General features: G+C 48.3%; 21 protein-coding genes. 14 read left to right on the top strand and 7 right to left on the bottom strand.

Translation table 11 applies throughout. The annotated features are described in order from the left end of the window. The first annotated feature begins 100 nt into the window (after nucleotides 1–100). From aqpZ to QCB45_RS00805, 6 genes are all read left to right on the top strand, one after another. Nucleotides 101–790, top strand: a complete 690-nt coding sequence (gene aqpZ / locus QCB45_RS00780) for an aquaporin Z (protein ID WP_279418642.1) — start codon at nucleotides 101–103, stop codon at nucleotides 788–790. A gap of 193 nt (nucleotides 791–983) precedes the next feature. Then, a complete protein-coding gene (locus tag QCB45_RS00785) occupies nucleotides 984–1286 on the top strand; it encodes a monooxygenase (protein WP_279418643.1) in 303 nt (100 codons plus the stop codon). 159 nt (nucleotides 1287–1445) lie between these two features. Further along, nucleotides 1446–1868 (top strand): MarR family transcriptional regulator, encoded by a 423-nt coding sequence (locus QCB45_RS00790; RefSeq protein WP_279418644.1) that lies wholly within the window; start codon nucleotides 1446–1448, stop codon nucleotides 1866–1868. A gap of 2 nt (nucleotides 1869–1870) precedes the next feature. Beyond that, nucleotides 1871–2311 (top strand): hypothetical protein, encoded by a 441-nt coding sequence (locus QCB45_RS00795; protein WP_279418645.1) that lies wholly within the window; start codon nucleotides 1871–1873, stop codon nucleotides 2309–2311. A 57-nt stretch (nucleotides 2312–2368) separates the two neighbouring features. Further along, on the top strand, nucleotides 2369–2566 hold the full coding sequence (locus QCB45_RS00800; protein ID WP_279418646.1) for a DUF1737 domain-containing protein: 198 nt from the start codon (nucleotides 2369–2371) through the stop codon (nucleotides 2564–2566). Nucleotides 2567–2581: 15 nt separating this feature from the next. Beyond that, nucleotides 2582–3070 (top strand): hypothetical protein, encoded by a 489-nt coding sequence (locus QCB45_RS00805; protein ID WP_279418647.1) that lies wholly within the window; start codon nucleotides 2582–2584, stop codon nucleotides 3068–3070. A 52-nt stretch (nucleotides 3071–3122) separates the two neighbouring features. Here the strand turns inward: QCB45_RS00805 and QCB45_RS00810 are convergent, their stop codons facing one another. Continuing rightward, nucleotides 3123–3908, bottom strand: coding sequence for a TIGR01458 family HAD-type hydrolase (locus tag QCB45_RS00810; RefSeq protein WP_279418648.1), 786 nt, complete (start codon nucleotides 3906–3908; stop codon nucleotides 3123–3125). Nucleotides 3909–4022: 114 nt separating this feature from the next. Here QCB45_RS00810 and QCB45_RS00815 point away from each other — a divergent pair, with 114 nt between their 5' ends. Next, entirely contained in the window at nucleotides 4023–4724 is a 702-nt protein-coding gene (locus QCB45_RS00815) for a DUF4386 domain-containing protein (protein WP_279418649.1), read from the top strand. 63 nt (nucleotides 4725–4787) lie between these two features. Here QCB45_RS00815 and QCB45_RS00820 read toward each other — a convergent pair whose 3' ends face one another. Together QCB45_RS00820 and QCB45_RS00825 are read right to left on the bottom strand one after the other, a co-directional pair. Then, entirely contained in the window at nucleotides 4788–5867 is a 1080-nt protein-coding gene (locus QCB45_RS00820) for an alkene reductase (RefSeq protein WP_279418650.1), read from the bottom strand. Nucleotides 5868–6043: 176 nt separating this feature from the next. After that, a complete protein-coding gene (locus tag QCB45_RS00825) occupies nucleotides 6044–6529 on the bottom strand; it encodes a hypothetical protein (RefSeq protein ID WP_279418651.1) in 486 nt (161 codons plus the stop codon). A gap of 124 nt (nucleotides 6530–6653) precedes the next feature. Here QCB45_RS00825 and QCB45_RS00830 point away from each other — a divergent pair, with 124 nt between their 5' ends. The 3 genes from QCB45_RS00830 to QCB45_RS00840 all read left to right on the top strand — a co-directional run bounded on the left by QCB45_RS00830 (nucleotide 6654) and on the right by QCB45_RS00840 (nucleotide 8760). Beyond that, nucleotides 6654–7148, top strand: a complete 495-nt coding sequence (locus QCB45_RS00830; RefSeq protein ID WP_279418652.1) for a heme-binding protein — start codon at nucleotides 6654–6656, stop codon at nucleotides 7146–7148. Between the two features lie 233 nt (nucleotides 7149–7381). After that, complete coding sequence (locus QCB45_RS00835; protein WP_279418653.1) at nucleotides 7382–8104, top strand: MBL fold metallo-hydrolase; 723 nt, start codon at nucleotides 7382–7384, stop codon at nucleotides 8102–8104. A 17-nt stretch (nucleotides 8105–8121) separates the two neighbouring features. Then, nucleotides 8122–8760 carry a hypothetical protein gene (locus QCB45_RS00840; protein WP_279418654.1) on the top strand — a complete coding sequence of 213 codons (639 nt, stop codon included), beginning with the start codon at nucleotides 8122–8124 and terminating at the stop codon, nucleotides 8758–8760. Between the two features lie 69 nt (nucleotides 8761–8829). On the opposite strand, the gene QCB45_RS00845 is transcribed toward QCB45_RS00840, so the two are convergent. Together QCB45_RS00845 and QCB45_RS00850 are read right to left on the bottom strand one after the other, a co-directional pair. Then, nucleotides 8830–9036: a DUF2905 domain-containing protein gene (locus QCB45_RS00845; protein ID WP_279418655.1), complete on the bottom strand. Its 207-nt coding sequence runs from the start codon at nucleotides 9034–9036 to the stop codon at nucleotides 8830–8832. Nucleotides 9037–9053: 17 nt separating this feature from the next. Then, a complete protein-coding gene (locus QCB45_RS00850; protein ID WP_279418656.1) occupies nucleotides 9054–9647 on the bottom strand; it encodes a DUF938 domain-containing protein in 594 nt (197 codons plus the stop codon). Between the two features lie 84 nt (nucleotides 9648–9731). Here QCB45_RS00850 and QCB45_RS00855 point away from each other — a divergent pair, with 84 nt between their 5' ends. Continuing rightward, nucleotides 9732–10049: a DUF4156 domain-containing protein gene (locus tag QCB45_RS00855; protein WP_279418657.1), complete on the top strand. Its 318-nt coding sequence runs from the start codon at nucleotides 9732–9734 to the stop codon at nucleotides 10047–10049. Between the two features lie 74 nt (nucleotides 10050–10123). Here QCB45_RS00855 and QCB45_RS00860 read toward each other — a convergent pair whose 3' ends face one another. Beyond that, a complete protein-coding gene (locus tag QCB45_RS00860; RefSeq protein ID WP_279418658.1) occupies nucleotides 10124–10855 on the bottom strand; it encodes a peptidoglycan binding protein CsiV in 732 nt (243 codons plus the stop codon). Nucleotides 10856–10862: 7 nt separating this feature from the next. Beyond that, nucleotides 10863–14306: a transcription-repair coupling factor gene (mfd, locus tag QCB45_RS00865; RefSeq protein WP_279418659.1), complete on the bottom strand. Its 3444-nt coding sequence runs from the start codon at nucleotides 14304–14306 to the stop codon at nucleotides 10863–10865. A gap of 133 nt (nucleotides 14307–14439) precedes the next feature. Between mfd and QCB45_RS00870 the strand changes: the two genes are divergently transcribed. The 3 genes from QCB45_RS00870 to QCB45_RS00880 all read left to right on the top strand — a co-directional run bounded on the left by QCB45_RS00870 (nucleotide 14440) and on the right by QCB45_RS00880 (nucleotide 17953). Continuing rightward, on the top strand, nucleotides 14440–15654 hold the full coding sequence (locus QCB45_RS00870) for an MMPL family transporter (RefSeq protein ID WP_279418660.1): 1215 nt from the start codon (nucleotides 14440–14442) through the stop codon (nucleotides 15652–15654). A gap of 241 nt (nucleotides 15655–15895) precedes the next feature. Continuing rightward, nucleotides 15896–17212: an FAD/NAD(P)-binding oxidoreductase gene (locus QCB45_RS00875; protein ID WP_279418661.1), complete on the top strand. Its 1317-nt coding sequence runs from the start codon at nucleotides 15896–15898 to the stop codon at nucleotides 17210–17212. Nucleotides 17213–17320: 108 nt separating this feature from the next. Next, nucleotides 17321–17953 (top strand): trimeric intracellular cation channel family protein, encoded by a 633-nt coding sequence (locus QCB45_RS00880; RefSeq protein ID WP_279418662.1) that lies wholly within the window; start codon nucleotides 17321–17323, stop codon nucleotides 17951–17953. The last annotated feature ends 4 nt before the right edge of the window (nucleotides 17954–17957 follow it).

Consider the following 17957-nt stretch of genomic DNA (forward strand, 5'->3'; position numbering starts at 1 on the left):
TTTTAGGCGGTTGTCTTTGTATTTTTTATCTGGTATTCTTCGCGACATTGCTCATGTAGTGAGTATTTGTACTTATAAAAATAAGAAGAGGAGTGGTGTTGTGAATAAATATGGTGCGGAGTTCCTGGGAACTTTTTGGCTGGTGCTTGGCGGATGTGGTAGTGCGGTTCTAGCGGCTGCGTTTCCACAGCTTGGTATCGGACTACTAGGCGTTTCTTTGGCGTTTGGTCTGACGGTATTGACCATGGCGTATGCGATTGGTCATATTTCTGGTTGTCACCTTAACCCGGCCGTTTCAATTGGGCTTTGGGCGGGTGGTCGTTTTCCGGCCAGCCAATTATTGCCTTATATCGCTGCTCAAGTATTGGGTGGTATCGCGGCGGGTGCGGTCTTGTATGTGATTGCCAGCGGGCAAGCCGGATTCGATGTGTCGGCCGGATTTGCGTCAAACGGTTATGGCGAACACTCTCCCGGCGGATACAGCTTAACCGCGGCATTGGTAGCGGAAGTCGTCATGACGATGATGTTTTTACTGGTCATCATGGGTGCAACGGATCAGCGTGCGCCTGCCGGGTTTGCACCGATTGCGATTGGTTTGTGTTTGACGTTGATTCACTTGATCAGCATTCCTGTGACCAATACGTCGGTTAACCCGGCACGTAGTACCGGTGTTGCCGTATTTGTCGGCGATTGGGCCACAGCACAGTTATGGTTGTTCTGGTTGGCTCCGATTGTCGGTGGCGTATTAGGAGCTTTGGCTTACCGGATGATTGGCCGAGAAAAATCATGATGATTATCAAACAATAAAAATAAAAGTCTCTTAACTTTGTTTGCCCGCTTTTTAGCGGGTTTTTTTATTCTTAACACGCTCTAAATGATATTTATTGGTAAGTATAAATCAGCAATATGGTTTGACATGCTTGTGCTGCCTGATTTACTATTCGCATCCTTAATCTTACGTATCGTTTTTTGGATGGATTCATATGCCCAAGTTATTGCAAATTGATTTTGAATTTAAAGGACCTTTTGGAGAGGAGATGGCCGAGGGCCTTCATGATCTTGCGGTCTCAATTAACCAGGAACCAGGTTTGATCTGGAAAATCTGGACAGAGAATAAAGAGAAGCAAGAAGCGGGTGGTATCTACTTGTTTGAAAATGAGGAAACGGCACGAGCTTATCTTGAAATGCATGCAGCAAGGCTAAGAGCGTTTGGTGTGAATGAAGTCAATGCCAAAATATTCGATGTGAATGAACCGCTTTCTAAAATTAATAAAGGTTCTGTCTGATACTTTGAATTTTTGTTAGATCATGCATTCTGTTCTACAGGCCTGTTGAAAACGAAAGCCCGCTTAAAAGCGGGCTTTTTTGTGTTTTAATTCTTGTGCTTGTATTTGATTAAAGCTTGAAATATACTTGATTAGTCAAGTAAATATTTTGAGGTTTTTATGTCGAATGAATCGTTAGATGCGTCTCTTGTAATCAAGAATGCATTACTGGCATCCAGTTTATCGAAGCGGGCGGGTACTCGTTTGAGTATGCATGGAATCAGTTTCACCGAATATCTGGTTATGGATTATTTGGCCAGTTCGGACTTTAAGGCTGTGGCCAGAATTGAATTGGCCGAATCTATGGGAATGAGTGCATCTGGTATTACGCGCCTTATTGCACCGATGGAAAAAAACCATCTCATTGAAAAAGTGGTGAATCCACGTGATGCCAGACAAAGTCTGGTCAAGCTGTCCGATACCGGAGAGCGCCTTTATGGTGAGGCAAAAGTGAGTTTTGAACAGATCGCCAAGGAGATGGTCGGCGGTTTAAGCAAGGCTCAGAAAGAGAAAATGTTGGAACTGTGTTCAAAGGTGTTTTAAAAATGGAAAGAACTTATTTCGAACCCACGCAAGCTTCGGGAGCCGCTTTGTTCAAACGAAACCTTGCGGGCGAAGTGATCATGTTGAATATGCTGCGCTTCAGAGACGTTGCCGATTACACGGAATTTCCGGAAATTGCACCGCCGTCACCGATTTCCGGTAGGGAGGCATTTCAAAAGTATATTGATCATACAATGCCGTTTTTGAAAGAAAGTGGCGGTGAAGTGTTGTTACTCGGTAATGGGGGTCCGTTTTTCATCGGGCCGGAAGAAGAGCATTGGGATCTTGTGATGCTGGTAAAGCAAAATTCTCTTGAGAGTTTTGTGGCATTCGCCTCGCACGACGCCTACCTCATTGGAATGGGGCATAGAAGCGCTGCGATTCAAGACTCCCGCTTATTGCCATTGGAAGAATGTGGGGCGCATAATATACTGAAAATGTGATTGGATGCATTGATAATGCCGTTGCAATCATTAGGAAAATAAAGGGAATCAAATTCTATGGAAAAACAATTGGGTTACAAACTGATCACCGGGCCGGACGATTCAACTTTCTGCGAAAGAATCTCCAAGTTGCTTGAAGAAGGTTACGAACTTTACGGTTCGCCGGCGCTGACGTTCAACGGTAAAGAAGTCATTGCCGCTCAGGCTGTGGTTTTAAAATCTTCGGAAAGTGCCGGGAAAATAATCCCGGTTTAATAATCGACGGTTTGTATGGATACCTTAAGTCATACTCTGTGGGGTGGAGGTGTATTCGGTAAGCGGGGCACCTTCATGCTGGCGATGTTTTTCGGGGCTTTACCCGATCTGGTGTCGTTCGGTTTGTGGCTTCCCGCACAGGTGTACGCCAATGGCTTTGAATTCGGCAAGCCCGAGCTTGCCAGTATCCCCGATTGGGTGAGCATCAACTACAACATTTCACACAGCTTGATCGTTTCTTTTGTAATCATCGGTCTGGTTGCGCTCTGGCGTAAGGAGATTGCTTTCGTCATGCTGGCGTGGCCGTTTCATATTCTGTTGGATATTCCGTTTCATACAGCGGAATTCTTTCCGACACAGCTTTTCTGGCCGTTTTCCGATGTGGTGTACGATGGCGTTGCCTGGAGTAATCCTTGGGTTTGGTATTCCAATATCGCCGGTTTGATGGTGCTGTATGCTTGGCGTTGGAAGCGTGGGGATTTCAAAAGACTACCTCGAGCCTGATTTTGTGGGCGTTTCAGAACCGAACAGGCCTGTTCGGTTTAAAAATAAAAGATTAAGAACCAAGTAGATCGGGAAGTGCTTTAATCGATTCGATTAAGTGCGCCTGTTCGGGCAGTTTCTGTAAGTCCATTTCCTTGAATTTTCCTGTTTTTACCAGGCTGGCATGTAAGCCAGCGTTGATGGCGCCTTGCACGTCGCTTTCGACGTCGTCGCCTACCATGAGGCATTCATGCATTTCAAATCCGGTGGAGCGAACCGCTTCGGCAAAGAAGTGGGTGTCGGGTTTGCCCATGATGACGGCTTCGGTTCCGCTGGCCCATTCAAGTGCGTGCAGGAAAGCGCCTGCATCCAATTTCAAACCGTCGTGGTTCATGAAGTATTTGTTCTTGCCGATGCCAAAAAGCGGCATGCCTTGTTCCAGTAAGCGAAATGCCTGATTAAGATTGGCGTAGTTCAATCCATCCTGTGCATCGCCGAGCAACACGCAATCGGGTTCGCCGCTGCAAAGGTCAGAGAATTCTTCTTTTAAATTGGGATGTAGGATGCAATAAGGGGTCATGCCGTGAGCAAGCAGGTAATTCTTGGCCGCTTGCGGTGCCGTGAACAGTTCCGGTTTCTGAATGTCCAGTCCCATGCCTTTGAGTTTGTGCAGTATTTGAGTGTGCGATTCGGTGGCGGTATTGGTGACGAAGCGAACCACATAACCGTGATCCCGCAACCATTGCAAAGTGTTGTCGGCACCGGGTATGCGGTTGTCACCCTCGTATAAAACACCGCTGAGATCGAGTAAGAGCGCTTTGATGCCCGAGGGCTTGGCCGATTGTACTCGTGTTTTCATAACATCCTCTTTCTTGTGTTTTGGCTGTGCATTGAATTGATTATATATTTTGTTGTTTTTCAATGAGTTTCATTTTATTTTAGTACAACCTAAAGACAATTGGAGTGAATTGGAATGACGGGACAAAACATCAATACGGAATCGTTTTCATCCCTCGCCAGAACGGCGGGGTGGTTGTATTTGATTATCATCGTCTGTGGCATCGGCAGTGAAGTTTTCATTCGTTCCAGCTTGATTGTCGACGGGGATGCTGCGGCGACGGCATCGAATATCGTGGCGTCGGATTCGCTGTTCCGACTCGGTTTTGTCGCTGATTCGATCATGTTGTTGAGTGATGTTGCCATTGCAGTGCTTTTCTATGTTTTGCTCAAACCGGTCAGTAATACGTTGGCGTTGATGGCGGCGGCGTTCAGGCTGACACAGGCTTCAATTCTAGGGTTCAACCTACTCAATTACTATGCTGCGGCATTGCTGCTTAACGGCAGTGTCTATGTAGGTGGTTTTGAAACAGCGCAATTGAATGCGATGGCGTCGCTCTTTTTGGAGCTGCATAGTCACGGCTATGATTTGGGGTTACTATTCTTCGGGCTTTCTAATCTGATTCTGGGTTACCTTGTAATCAAGGCCGATTATTTTCCGTCTTTGCTGGGGTATGGATTGATTGCCGCGGCAGTTGTTTATTTGGCGGGGAGCTTCACGCGGTTTGCCTTTCCGGATTACGCTTCGATGATGGAACCGGTTTACGTGATTCCGTTAATCGCCGAGTTGGGATTCGCGATTTATTTGTTGGTTAAAGGTGTTAAGAACCAATCGTAATGCTTTGAATTGGAAGAGAAATAAAACCGAACAGGCCTGTTCGGTTTTATATTGTTGAAAGGTTTACGCTTCCATAAAGGGATAGTCGTTGTAGCCTTCTGCTCCTTCGGTGTAGAAGGTGTTTGGATCCGCTTCGTTTAATGGCGCGCCCGCTTTGAATCGTTCCGGTAAATCCGGATTGGCAAGATAAGGGACACCAAACGCGACGGCTTCCAGATTACCATCAGCAATCGCCACTTCGGCTTCTTCTGCGGAATACCCCATATTGCCGATGAGGTTGCCTTGGTAATGTTGTTCACAAACTGAAAGTACGTCTTCTTTCTGTACGCCGAAAAAGTCGCTGCGCATGACGTGCAGATAGGCTAAATCAAATTCGTTCAGTTTTTCACTCAGCCATTTACTTAAAGCCAATGGATCACTGTCTCGCATGCTGTTGAAGCTGTTTACCGGCGAGATACGCAATCCAACTCGATCGCTGCCCCAAACATCACAGACCACTTCAAGTACTTCCAGCATCAAACGGGCGCGGTTTTCGATCGGGCCACCGTAAGCGTCCGTGCGTTTATTGCTGCCGTCGCGCAGGAACTGGTCCAGTAGATAACCGTTGGCACCGTGCACTTCGACACCGTCGAAACCGGCCGCTTTGGCATTGATTGCCGCTTGTTTGAAACCTTCGATGATGGTCGGGATTTCTTCCAAAGCCAGTTCGCGAGGTACGGTGTATGGCAGTTTTCCGTCCGGGGTGTGAACTTCGTCCTCAATGGCGATGGCGCTCGGTGCAACCGGAACTTTACCGTTGTTTAGGGCTGGATGACAGGCGCGGCCACCATGCCAGATTTGCAGGAAGATGCGGCCGCCTTTGTCGTGTACGGCATCGGTGACTTTTTTCCATGCTTTAACCTGTTCGTCGGAATAGATGCCAGGTTCTTTCCAGAATGCGCTGCAACCTTCCATCGCCATGGTGGCTTCGGCAATAAGGAGACCACCGCTTGCACGCTGTGAATAGTGTTCGGCCATCAAGTCGTTTGGAATGTGTTCAACTCCTGCACGGGCACGGGTTAAAGGCGCCATGACGATACGGTTGGGCAGTTCGATCGCTCCCAGTTTAACGGGGGATAAAAGGTTCGGGTAAGCGTGTTCCATAATAGTCCTCAATAATGGATCGTTGATGAATCTACATTCGTTTTTCTTGTTAAGAAAATAGTAGCGGGCATTACATATTGATTTAAGGGCAATACTAACACGCAATGCAGGGCTGAATACAGAGAGAAAAATTAAGGTTATTTGACAACCGGACAGGCCTGTCCGGTTATGCGGTTTTAAGAGGCTGGCTGATAATTTTTGACGAACTCGGTTTGTAGTTCGTTGACCGGCATGCGGTCACCGCGTGCCTTAGAGGCCATTTCAATCGCTTGTTCGGCGGAAATGCCGTGTTCCACCATCAAGCTGATGGCGACGATTCCGGCGCGCCCGCGTCCGCCATGGCAATGGATAGCGAGATGATGACCGTTTTCCAGATCCTGTTTCAGTTGTGTGTTAAATGTCTGAAGGTCATCCATTTCAGGTACGGACATGTCTTTGATCGAGAAGTTAACAAATTCGATCTCATGGGCATCGCACACTTCAGGTTCCTGCTGCATTTGCAGTTCTTCAATTTCTTTAGGAAGCAGTAGGCTGATCACTTTGGTGACGCCTTGGGAACGGTAGTGACGGACGTCGCGTTCCATCTGTTCGTGGTCGGGTTTAGGCATGACCGAAAGTTGGCCGTTACCAAGTTTGCAGACTGTATAAAGTTGGGTTGTCATGTTTGTTTTTTTCTATGTTTTAAATATGGTGATCATTTTAACCATAAGGGCGTATTGTTTGCTCGACAAATGCCAAAGCTTGTCTAAAATGAAGCCAAGATTAACTCAGAGTGGAGATTGAAGCATGGCTGGATTGAAACGGTTTGGTTTAGTGGCTTTGATGGGTTGCATGGCTTTTTCCGTACAGGCGGAAGACGTGGTGCAGGAGAAGAGTATCGGCATGGAGCTGGCGCGAGATATCGCATCGGAAGCGATTATGGTGTGTCGTAAAAACGGCTTTTCGGTGAGTGCCGTAGTGGTTGATCGTCACGGTAATCAGCGCGCGGCTCTACGAGATGATTATGCTTCGAGATTCACTTTGCAGATCGCGGAAGAGAAAGCCAATGCGACGATCATGTCCGGTTTGAAATCGGGTCAGTTCCGGGAAATGCGCGGTGATATCCGTCCGGAGTTGAATCATGTGAACGGCATTTTGATGATGGTGGGTGCGGTACCAATCGTCAGTGGCGGGGTTCGCATCGGAGCGGTCGGTGTGAGCGGCGCGCCGGGCGGAGAAAAGGACGAGGCCTGTGTGGTCGAAGCACTCGAGAAATTCGAGGATCGTTTGGAAATGCTCTGATTCATGGTTTGAATGTTGAGTTCTTTCTATACAAACCCGCGATTTAGCGGGTTTTTTATATTGAATGTGTAAAATTCCCTCTTATATAGGAAAGGGTTTTTGTCTAAAATAGGCGCCGATTTAACGGGCTTAGTGATAAAAAATTATCGAATAGAAGACATTCACCGAAATCGCAGTTATATTTGTAACTGATAACCATATTATTTGATTGGATAATCAACAGTTTGAGTAACATGAACTTTGAAATTTCGGTGTTGGGAAGCGGGGCGGGAGACTCGGCCGTTTACAATGCGTTGCCCAGTAGCGGTTTCATGTTGCTGGCAGATGGTCAGCCTTTTTGTCTGGTGGACTTGGGGTTAGGCGTTGGCCAACAGGTGTTGGAGGCTTTCGGCGGATTTCCTAAGCAGATCATCATCACTCATAATCACAGTGACCATGCAGGTGAATTACCGGTGGTATTGAGGGTTGAGCAAGCGCAAGGGCGTAAGCTTGAAGTGATTTCCCATTGTGAGGTGGCCGAGCAGCTCAAACTTCATAGAGTGGCCGAACATTTACAATTGATTACGGCCGACGAACTGGCCGATTGGCGTTCTCCGGAAACGGCGGAGACAATTGATTTAGCGCATGGTCTGGATATTACATTTTATCCGGGGAGCCATTCCGAATTCAGTTGCGGTTTTCTGGTCCGGCGTGACGGCGAGCCGTTGCTTTCCTATAGCGGTGATACAACTTTAGTACCGGAGCTGTATACGCTTTTGGATGAAGCCGAGGTGTTCATCATGGATGCCCGCCCGAAACCGAATAGATGGCATGCGAGTTTTGAAGATGTGAAACCGTGGCTGGACAGAGGGCGTTATATTCTGGGTCACGGCTTAAACGAACAGAATGCAAAACAATATAAGCAGGATGGTTGGCCTTTGCTATGGCAGGGCGACCGTATCGCTTTCGGCAATTAACCTTTAAAGGAGAGGTTGTGAACATTACCGAAGTGGTCAAAAATTTGATCCGATTCATTTTCGCGTTGTCCCCATATTATTGGGTAGATCACTATTACAAACAGCGTGAAAAAAACTATCATCCCGAATCAAGCGAATGGCAGGCCTTGAGGGACAAGCGTCTGTTCTTGTCCGAATTCTATATCGTCAGTTGGCTGTTCCTGTCTGCCGGATTGTTGGTGTCGACCTTTTTCTACCATCTGCCAGGCTGGATTGCCGTACTGGCGCTCTTCCGTATCCTGGGAATCATCAATAAAGAGATCGGGGTAATTCTGTTCGGTATTTGTAAAATTACCGAGGGCGCAGCGATTTCGGCGACCGGAAGGGTAATCGTGTTGGCAATCGTCAACTACATTACCGCGATGCTACTGTTTTCGACGGTTTACCAGATCATCGGCGTGTTTGAAGAAGTACCGGATTATCTGTTGGGCGGTTTGCACCTGATCGGATTCATTGAAGCCGTCAATATCCACTTTACGCTTTCCGGGCCGTTCGATCCGGCGAATGTGACCACCTGGTTGCTGGTTTCAGCGCAAGGTATGTTCTGTTTCGCCTTTGGTACGATCGTTCTGTCCCTGTTCGTTTCCTTGCTGAACGTGAAGCCTCTGAAGGCATAAGTCTTTTGAATCTATGGCGCTAGCTGCAAGCTAACGCCAAAACTTCAGTGAGTGTCCGGACTTGGTTTCTTAATGCCTGAACAGATTGATGATGACTGTCAGTATCAAGCTGACGACGATCATTGAGGTGATCGGCACGAAGACGCGGCCGTTTTCAGATTTGATGTCGATGTCGCCGGGCAGTCGGCCGAACCAGTTGAGCATCCAAGGAGCGAAGTGCAGGATCAAGCCGATTCCGACCAGTGCCAACCCTGCGATGATGAACCAACGCGCCATTCACTATCCTCTCTAATTTAGGGTTTCTGCCAGCACAGAATACGATTGTTCTGCGGCATGGCGATGTCCTGTTTGAACATCAGTCCGGCTTCTGCCGCCAATTCGTTGAGCCATTCAAAATCTTTTATACCGCTATCTGGATCACGGTTCTTCAGAAATTGGTCGAACTGCCGGTTGCTGTCGCTGGTGTAATCACCGTTGAAATTGAACGGGCCGTAAACCACCAGTAAACCGTTTGAATTGAGCAGGCCTGTCAGGTTTGCGAACAGGTCGCTGACGTTTTGGTGGCTCATGATGTGAAAGGTGTTGGCGGTAAAGACGGCATCATAAGTTGTTTCCGGCCAATCGTTTCCGGAGACGTTCAACTCTATCGGCGGCAGAACATTTTCAAGCCCGGCTTCTTCAAGCCATAACAGTATTCCCGGATGGTTTTCCGGTAGTTCGGAAGTCTGCCAGGTCAGGAAGGGCATATGTTCGCCGAAAAATATGGCATGTTGTCCGGTACCGCTGCCGATTTCGAGTATCCGGCGGCAATCATGTAAAAGTGGACGGATGGCCTCTAAAATGACCTGTTTGTTTTCTTCACTGGATTGGGCGTAAGGCTTTTGCATCGTTCTCTACAGACATGGTTAAATAGGAATCTAAATTCTATTCTAATCGCTTTAGCGGCGGTTTTTAAAAAATAAGGAGAGGGTATGTTGCTTAGAGGCGTGTTACTGTCTGTTGCCGTGTTGAGTCTGACGGCGTGCAGTTGGGTTAAGGTCACCGAAGAGGGAAATCAGGTGATGTTGCGCGGTTATGAAGAGGTGACGATGTGTAAGAAGTTAGGTTACACGCGTTCTCTGGTCAAGGATAAGATCGGTTTTATCGAGCGTGACGCCGATAAGATGACCGAGGAGTTGATTGTTTTGGCCAAGAACGAGGCGGCAGTGATGGGCGGAGACACGATCGTTGCCCGTGCGCCAGTCAAAGACGGTCAGATGGTTTTTGACGTCTATCGTTGCAAGCGTTAAGAATACTTTACGGCTCTCGGCCGTTGTAAAAGAAAAAAGCCCGTTAAGGGCTTTTTTTATATGCGTTCTTTTTATTAGTTCTGAACGGTGCTTGAGGCCGGACCGTTATAGCGCATCTGAACCAGAATACCGAACAGCGGATGGTCGATATAGTGCAGTTGGTTAGGGCGAATTTTACGTGATTCCTTAAGGTGGAAGTGCCAGGTTTCAGGAAGGATGTCTTCTTCCGTCAGTTTCTGGTTGGACATGAAATCTTCTTTAACGCGATCCGGAATTTTGCGTTCGAAATCCAAGTCGAAGTCGACGTGTGCATAGCGGCTCTTATAGAGTTTGATGGTTCCGCTGACCATGGAACCGGCTCCGTCCATGTTGCTGTTGTCGATGGCCAGTTTTGGCATGTTCTTGTCGTCCGTGGTGTTTTGTGACCAGGTTTGATGGTACAAGATTCGGTAACCTTTGCGTGGCGATAATTTTTCGGCTTCGGAAGTGAGTTCATTGGCTTGCGGTTTGATGTTCATCGCTCCGCTGTCGGTGGCGCCGCTAAGCAAGTCCTGTAGGATCAATGCGTTGTCGTAATCCGGCGATTCGAACTCTTCCGGCCAGTATTCTTCGGTCCAGCTTTTCAAAGCAAAGGTTTCGAAAATAATCACTTCGATGGTGTAGTTTGGAATCTCTTCTTCGGCGTGTGCGCTTGAAAAGACACTGCTGAATAGGAACAGTACGGCAATCAGGGAAGCGTTTAGGAACTTAGCCAAGCGGTTTTGCATTTTGGACAGGCCTGTTGAATTCATGGGTTTAAAAATCATCTTTATCTCAGTCGGCTTTGATCGATTTAATCATATGTTCGATGGCGGCGATTCTGGATTCTATAGTGGGCATTGTATCGAAAAACTTCAATTCGGTCTGGCCTTTTAATTGGTAGTTTTTCGGGTAGGCCTGAATCAGTTTGATGAGCTTCATCGGGTCGATATTCGGTTGGTTGTTGAACTGCACGCGAATCATCGCTTCGGAGCCATCCAGTTTGATGATGCCGATCGGTTCGATGATCAGCTTGATCTGGGTGACCGCGAATAGGTTTTTGACCTGTTGAGGCAATAATCCGAAACGGTCGATCATTTCGACTTCCAGTTCGTACAGGGCATTGTCCGCCGCCGCGCTGGCGATGCGTTTGTAGAACACCAGGCGGGTATGGATGTCCGGCAGATAATCTTCTGGAATCAGTGCCGGTACGCCGAGGTCAACTTCCGAGCCGGTATGCAAAGTGGTGTCCAGTTCGGGCTGTTTACCGGACTTGAGCGCTTTGACGGCGCGGTCCAATAGTTCGCTGTAGAGTCCGAAACCGACTTCCTGTATTTGGCCGGACTGGCCGTCTCCCAACAGTTCACCGGCACCACGGATTTCAAGGTCATGGCTGGCAAGCATGAATCCGGCACCAAGGGTGTCGTGTTTGGCGATGGCGGTCAGACGCTTTTCCGCGTCACTGGTCAGTAGGGATTTACCTGCCGTGAACATGTAGGCATAGGCCTTGTGGTGCGAACGACCGACACGGCCACGCAACTGATGCAACTGAGCAAGACCGAATTTGTCGGCACGGTGGATCAGGATGGTGTTGGCGGTCGGGATGTCGATACCGGTTTCGATAATGGTGGTACATACGAGGATGTTAAAACGGCGGTGGTAGAAGTTCTCCATCACCGTTTCCAGTTCGCGTTCGTTCATCTGCCCGTGGGCGTAATCGACCTTGGCTTCCGGAATCAAAGCTTGCATGTCTTCGACCATCTTCTCGATTCGGTCGACGTTGTTATAGAGCAGATAGATCTGACCGCCACGGCGGATTTCTCGCAGACAGGCCTCGCGTACCGTATCTTCGTTCCATTCCTGCACGAAAGTCTGCACCGCCAGACGTTTGGCAGGCGGTGTGGCGATGATGGAAAGATCGCGCAGATCGTTCATCGCCATGTTCAGGGTACGTGGAATCGGCGTCGCGGTCATGGTGAGGACGTCGACTTCGGTACGAAGCTTTTTGAGCTGTTCTTTCTGGCGTACGCCGAAACGGTGCTCCTCGTCGATGATGATCAGGCCGATATTCGCGTATTTGACATCTTTCTGGATCAGCTTGTGGGTTCCGATGATGATGTCGACCTTGCCTGCTTCCAAATCGGCCAGCACCTGTTTCTGTTCTTTGGCCGTCTGGAAGCGTGAAAGCACTTCGATCCGAACTGGCCAGTCGGAGAAACGGTTGCGGAAGTTTTCAAGGTGCTGTTGCGCTAGCAGGGTGGTCGGCACCAGCATGGCGACCTGTTTACCGTCGTAAGCAGCTATGAAGGCAGCACGCATGGCCACTTCGGTTTTCCCGAAACCGACGTCGCCGCAGACCAGACGGTCCATCGGTCGAGCAGAGTGCATGTCGTGGATGACGGCTTCGATCGCCTGTTGCTGATCCGGTGTCTCTTCAAACGGGAAGCTGGCGGAAAAGCGTTGATAGGCTTCTTCTGGGGTTTGGAAGGCGTAACCCGGACGCGCTTCACGCTGCGCATAAATATCGAGCAGTTCCGCGGCGACGTCATGCACTTTTTCCGCCGCCTTGCGCTTGGCTTTTTCCCACTTGTCGCTGCCGAGCTTGTGTAAAGGTGCGCTCTCCGGCGTGGCACCGGTATAGCGGCTGATCAGGTGAAGCGAGGTTACCGGCACATAGAGTTTGGCTTCGCCGGCGTATTCGATCATCAGAAATTCGCGTGATTCACCTTGAATCTCTAGCGTTACCAGTCCCTGATAACGGCCGACACCGTGATCGATGTGGACGATCGGGCTGCCGATGTCGAGTTCGATCAGGTTGTTGATGGCTGCATCGAAATCGCTGTGCTTGCGTTTTCTGCGACGTTTCTGCACGACGGTCTGTCCGAAGATCTGCGCTTCACAGATGACGCTCAGTTCCGGCGTATGAATTGAGTGTTCCAGCGGACTGACGACAATTGTATATGGCTGATCCGACTCAAGCGCTTCGGTCCAGTTATGGACAATCTGCGGATGCTGTTTGTGTTTGCCGAGCAGGGTCATCAAGGTTTCGCGACGCCCGGTGCTTTCCGCGCTGTAGATGACACGACCTTTGTATTGATCGCAGAAAGCGTTCAGACGAGCCAGAGGGTATTCACTGTCGGTTTGCACATTCAGCGGTGGCAGGGTCAAGGTGTCGAAAATTGTGGTGCTCTTATCGTTTTTATCCGCTTGCAAGCTGATGCGATGGTATGGCTTGATTGCGGTCAGGAACTCCGTCTTGGATAGAATGAGTTCTTCCGGTCTCAGAATCGGGTAGTCTGGATTGTGTTGTCCGATCTGGTAGCGTTCGTCGAAGTCGTGTTGTACCTGGTCGATGGTGGTTTCGATCTGGTCGAAATCGAAGAACAGGGTATTGTCCGGCAGGTAATCGAACAGCGAGGTGAGCTGTTCATGGAACAGCGGCAGGTAATATTCCAGCCCACTGACGGTTTTGGATTCGCTGACCGATTGATAGAGTTGGGAAGTCCGGCTGTCGTCACCGAATGCCTGCTTGAACTTCTGGCGGAATAGGTCGATGCCTTCCTGAGTGAAGTTGTACTCTTTGGCCGGCAATAGCTGGATGTCTTCGATCTGGCCGATGGAACGCTGGGTTTCCGGATCGAAACTGCGGATCGATTCGATTTCGTCGTCGAAAAGGTCGATGCGATAGGGTAGTTTACTGCCCATCGGGTAGAGGTCGATGATCGATCCGCGAATGGCGAATTCACCGTGTTCCATGACCTGACTGACTCTCTGGTAGCCGCCGTTTTCAAGTTTCTGGGCGAAGGATTCGATATTCAATTGTTCGCCGACGGACAACAGGAAGGTGAACTTCTGGATGTATTCGTGCGGCACGACCCTTTGCATCAAAGTGGCGATTGGCAGGATCAGAATGCCTTTTTCCGTATCCGGTAGTTGGTACAGGGTTTTGAGGCGTTCCGAAATGATATCCTGATGCGGCGAGAACTGATCGTAGGGCAGGGTCTCCCATTCCGGAAAATTAAGAAGTGTCTGCGAGCCAAGAGTAAAGAACTTCAGCTCGTCGATGAGGCGGTTGGCAGTTTGCGAGTCGGCGGTGAGCACAACTACCAGGCCTGCTGAGTTTAGACTTTGGTTTGCGATGGCAAGGGTTTGTTCCGACGGGTTCAGGGGCGCCCAGTAAGAGCGGTTGCCTTTAAGCGGAATCGGGTCTAGAGCCAGCAGGGATCTCAATGATTTCATGTTCAACGATCAATTCTGTAAAAATATCAAAGCTCAATATTTTAAACTACCGTCTGGAGCCGTGGGGACTGAATTGCAATTCTCCTTAGTTTTATGTGGCAGTAGAGAAATAAATAACAAAGCAAGGAACCTTATGTACGGAAATTGGGCTTTTAGCTGGGTGCAGATCATTGCACATAACAAGGTGGTGTTCGGTGTTGTTTGGGGAGGACTGAGTCTGCTTATTGCTGCCGGTGCAATGAATTTACAGCAGCAGGTTTCCGCAGAGTCATGGGGCCTCTTGTTATTGGCGATTGTATTGATGGGGGCGGCGGTCGCAAAGTTTCTGGATTCGATGAAGACTGCTCTGTTACAAGTCGGATTGAGTCTGTACATATTGGCGATAAGCCTCGGCGCGCTTGGTTGGCTAGGTAAGTCGTTGGATGCAAATAGTCTGCTTGGGTTGGTGGTGCTTGTTACCATCATGACCAGTAACCTGATTCACATCTTGAGCACTCTGTTGCGTGAGATGGCGAGAGGCCTGTTCCAGTTCGATGCGGTCGCCGAGGCTTTGAAACTGAATAATTCCCCAATATTTCTGTCCAATTTCACTTCCATGCTCGGGTTTGCGTTTGCCGCTTGGTATGAGCCGGAACTGGCTGGTATGGCGTGGATTGTCGGCATCGGCGCTTTGATGAGCTATCTGGCGACGCTGACTCTGTTGCCGATGATTTTATTGAGTTGGCTGCTGGAATTCCGGGTCGGTAACAGTGACGACCGTTACGGTTATGTCTCCGTAGTCAAATGGATGAAGGCGTCGCCGAATAAGGTAAAGGCGATTACGGGTTTGTTTGCAGTATTGTTTGCAGTTCTTTTGTGGTTGCAAAACGAAGCGCTGCCATCCTTTAACGGGTTATGGGGGGTGGTATCGTTGCTGCTGGTGCTGTTCACATTGTTTTGGAAAGACGTCAAGCTGTCGCTATTGAATACTTTGTCGAACTTGTTGGCGTTGGTTTGTTCCATTTTAGTATTTGTTCTGCTCACTCCTGAATCATCGTTGTCTTTGCTGCTGGTTATGATGCCAATGGGCTTAATTGTGGATGACGGCATTCATTTCTTTTCACGCTATGTTCGGGCTAAGCAGGGCTTGTTTTCCGACCCCGAGTCGGCGGTTCGTTACTCAATGGCGAGTGTCGGTCGTCCGATTTGGATGACGAGTTGGATTATGATGCTGGGCATGGCGGTTCTGTTATTCAGCGGGCAGACGCTGGTTCAGCAGGCCAGTCTGATGACGATGGCGGCTTTGGTGATTGCCACGTTTATCACGCTTTTTCTGGTTCCGGCTTACCTTTTGTTCAGGGTGCGTTAGATTTCTGGTGATCGAAAATTAATTTGTTCATTAATTAAGATAATTAATATTAGTGATATGTAAATTTTATTTTTAATTTAAGGTTCTATAGTCCATTATGCTGTAACGGAAGTTAAGTAGAGCTTGTCAATAAGTAAGCCTAATTAACTACTATTAATAGAATGTATAACACTGATAAAAAATATAACGAAAATATACATCGCAATTAAATAACGCATAAAAAAATCAGAAGGAAAGAAGCATGGCAACAGTTGTTGTGGTTGGATCGAGTACAGGTGGATTACCAATGTCTTACGATATTCGTAAGCATCTGGATAAGGGACATACAATCAAAGTAGTAAACGCCATTGACGAGTTCAATTTTGTTCCGTCAAACCCATGGGTAGCGGTAGGCTGGAGAAAGCCGGAAGACATCTCTTTCAAACTAGAGCCATATCTGACTCGCAAGGGAATCGAATTCTATAACCAGACTTGTACTGGTTTGGATCCTGAAAACAACAAAATTACATTGGACGACGGTACCGAGATGGATTATGACTATCTTATTCTTGCGACCGGTCCTGCTTTGGCGTTCGATGAAGTAGAAGGTTTCGGGCCTAAGAGCCATGGTGGTAACACAGTTTCGGTTTGTACCACACCTCATGCTGTAGAAGCTTACGACCAATGGGAAGAATTTTGTAAAGAGCCGGGACCAATCATTGTCGGTGCGGTTCAAGGTGCATCTTGTTTCGGGCCTGCTTACGAATTCGCAATGATCATGGAAACGGACTTGCGTAAGCGTAAAATCCGTAGCCAGGTTCCGATGACCTTCGTTACAGCTGAGCCTTATATCGGCCATTTGGGTCTTGGTGGTGTTGGTGATTCCAAAGGTTTGATGGAATCTGAAATGCGTGCGAGACACATCAACTGGATTTGTAACGCGAAAGTCACCAAGATTGAAGACGGTATGATGTACGTCGACGAACACAATAACCAGGGTGACGTTATCAATCAGCACGAATTGCCGTTCAAATATTCAATGATGTTGCCTGCGTTCAAGGGCTCGAAGTTCTTGCAGGAAATGGTTGATGCCGATCCGGAGAAAATGGGTGGACCTTTGGTGAATCCACGAGGTTTTGTGAAAGTAGATAAGTTCAGCCGTAACCCGACTTTCCATAACATCTACGCTTTGGGTGTAGGGATTGCGATTCCTCCGGTAGATACCAAGTGTCCGGTGCCTTGTGGTACGCCTAAAACCGGTCTGATGATCGAATCGATGGTAACGGCGATCTGTCATAACATCGAAGCTAACCTTGAAGGTAAGGAGCCTCACGAGGAACCAACTTGGAATACGGTTTGTTTGGCGGATATGGGTGATTCCGGTGCGGCTTTCGTTGCCTTGCCTCAGATTCCTCCGCGTAACCTGACTTGGGCTAAGAAAGGTAAGTGGGTTCACTTGGCGAAGATTGCATTTGAGAAATACTTCATCCGTAATATGAAAGCCGGTAACTCCGAGCCGATTTACCAGAAGTACATTATGAAAATGTTGGGTATCAACCGCTTGAAGTCCGATAAATAATTGCGTTTGACTGCCTGAACTGGAATCGAATCGGATAGTGATTTGACTCCGGATGAAAACACCCTCAACTTAGAGGGTGTTTTTTTTTATTTGCTTTATAATACGCCCATGAGTTTTGTCCTATCTCTACATTATCTAGATCTGCTTGGAACGGTGGTGTTTGCGTTTACCGGCCTTTTGGCGGCAAGCCGTAAACAGCTCGACCTGTTCGGTGCAATCGTGATCGCAATGGTAACGGCCATCGGTGGTGGAACTCTCCGCGACGTCATTCTGGGACAACCCGTCTTCTGGATTACCCAGCCGGTTTACATTTATGTAATTGTCATTTCAGCCCTGTTCATGTTTTTCTATGCTCGTTTCCGACCTGTTCCGATGCGGCTTTTGCTGTTTTTGGATGCGTTGGGATTGGCTGTGTTTACCGTGATTGGTTCGCAGAAAGCGCTTGCTTTAGGATTGAGCGATCCGATTGTCATCATGACCGGTATAATGACCGGGGCGGCCGGCGGGGTGATACGAGATGTATTAGTGGGCGAAGTGCCACTGATTTTCCGAAAAGAGATTTATGCGACCGCATCGTTTATGGGGGCGAGTGTTTTGCTGGTACTTATGCAAAACATCGAAAGTCAGGAGTTGGCGATCACCATTTCGATTTTAGTCGTTTTGATAATGAGAATTTCGGCTATTGTATACAACTATAGTTTACCTATCTTCAATCCTGTTCACCGTGGTGATCATGACTGAAACA

Origin of the sequence: Thiomicrorhabdus sp. ZW0627 (assembly GCF_029767005.1) — a bacterium.
Taxonomy (GTDB): Bacteria; Pseudomonadota; Gammaproteobacteria; order Thiomicrospirales; family Thiomicrospiraceae; genus Thiomicrorhabdus.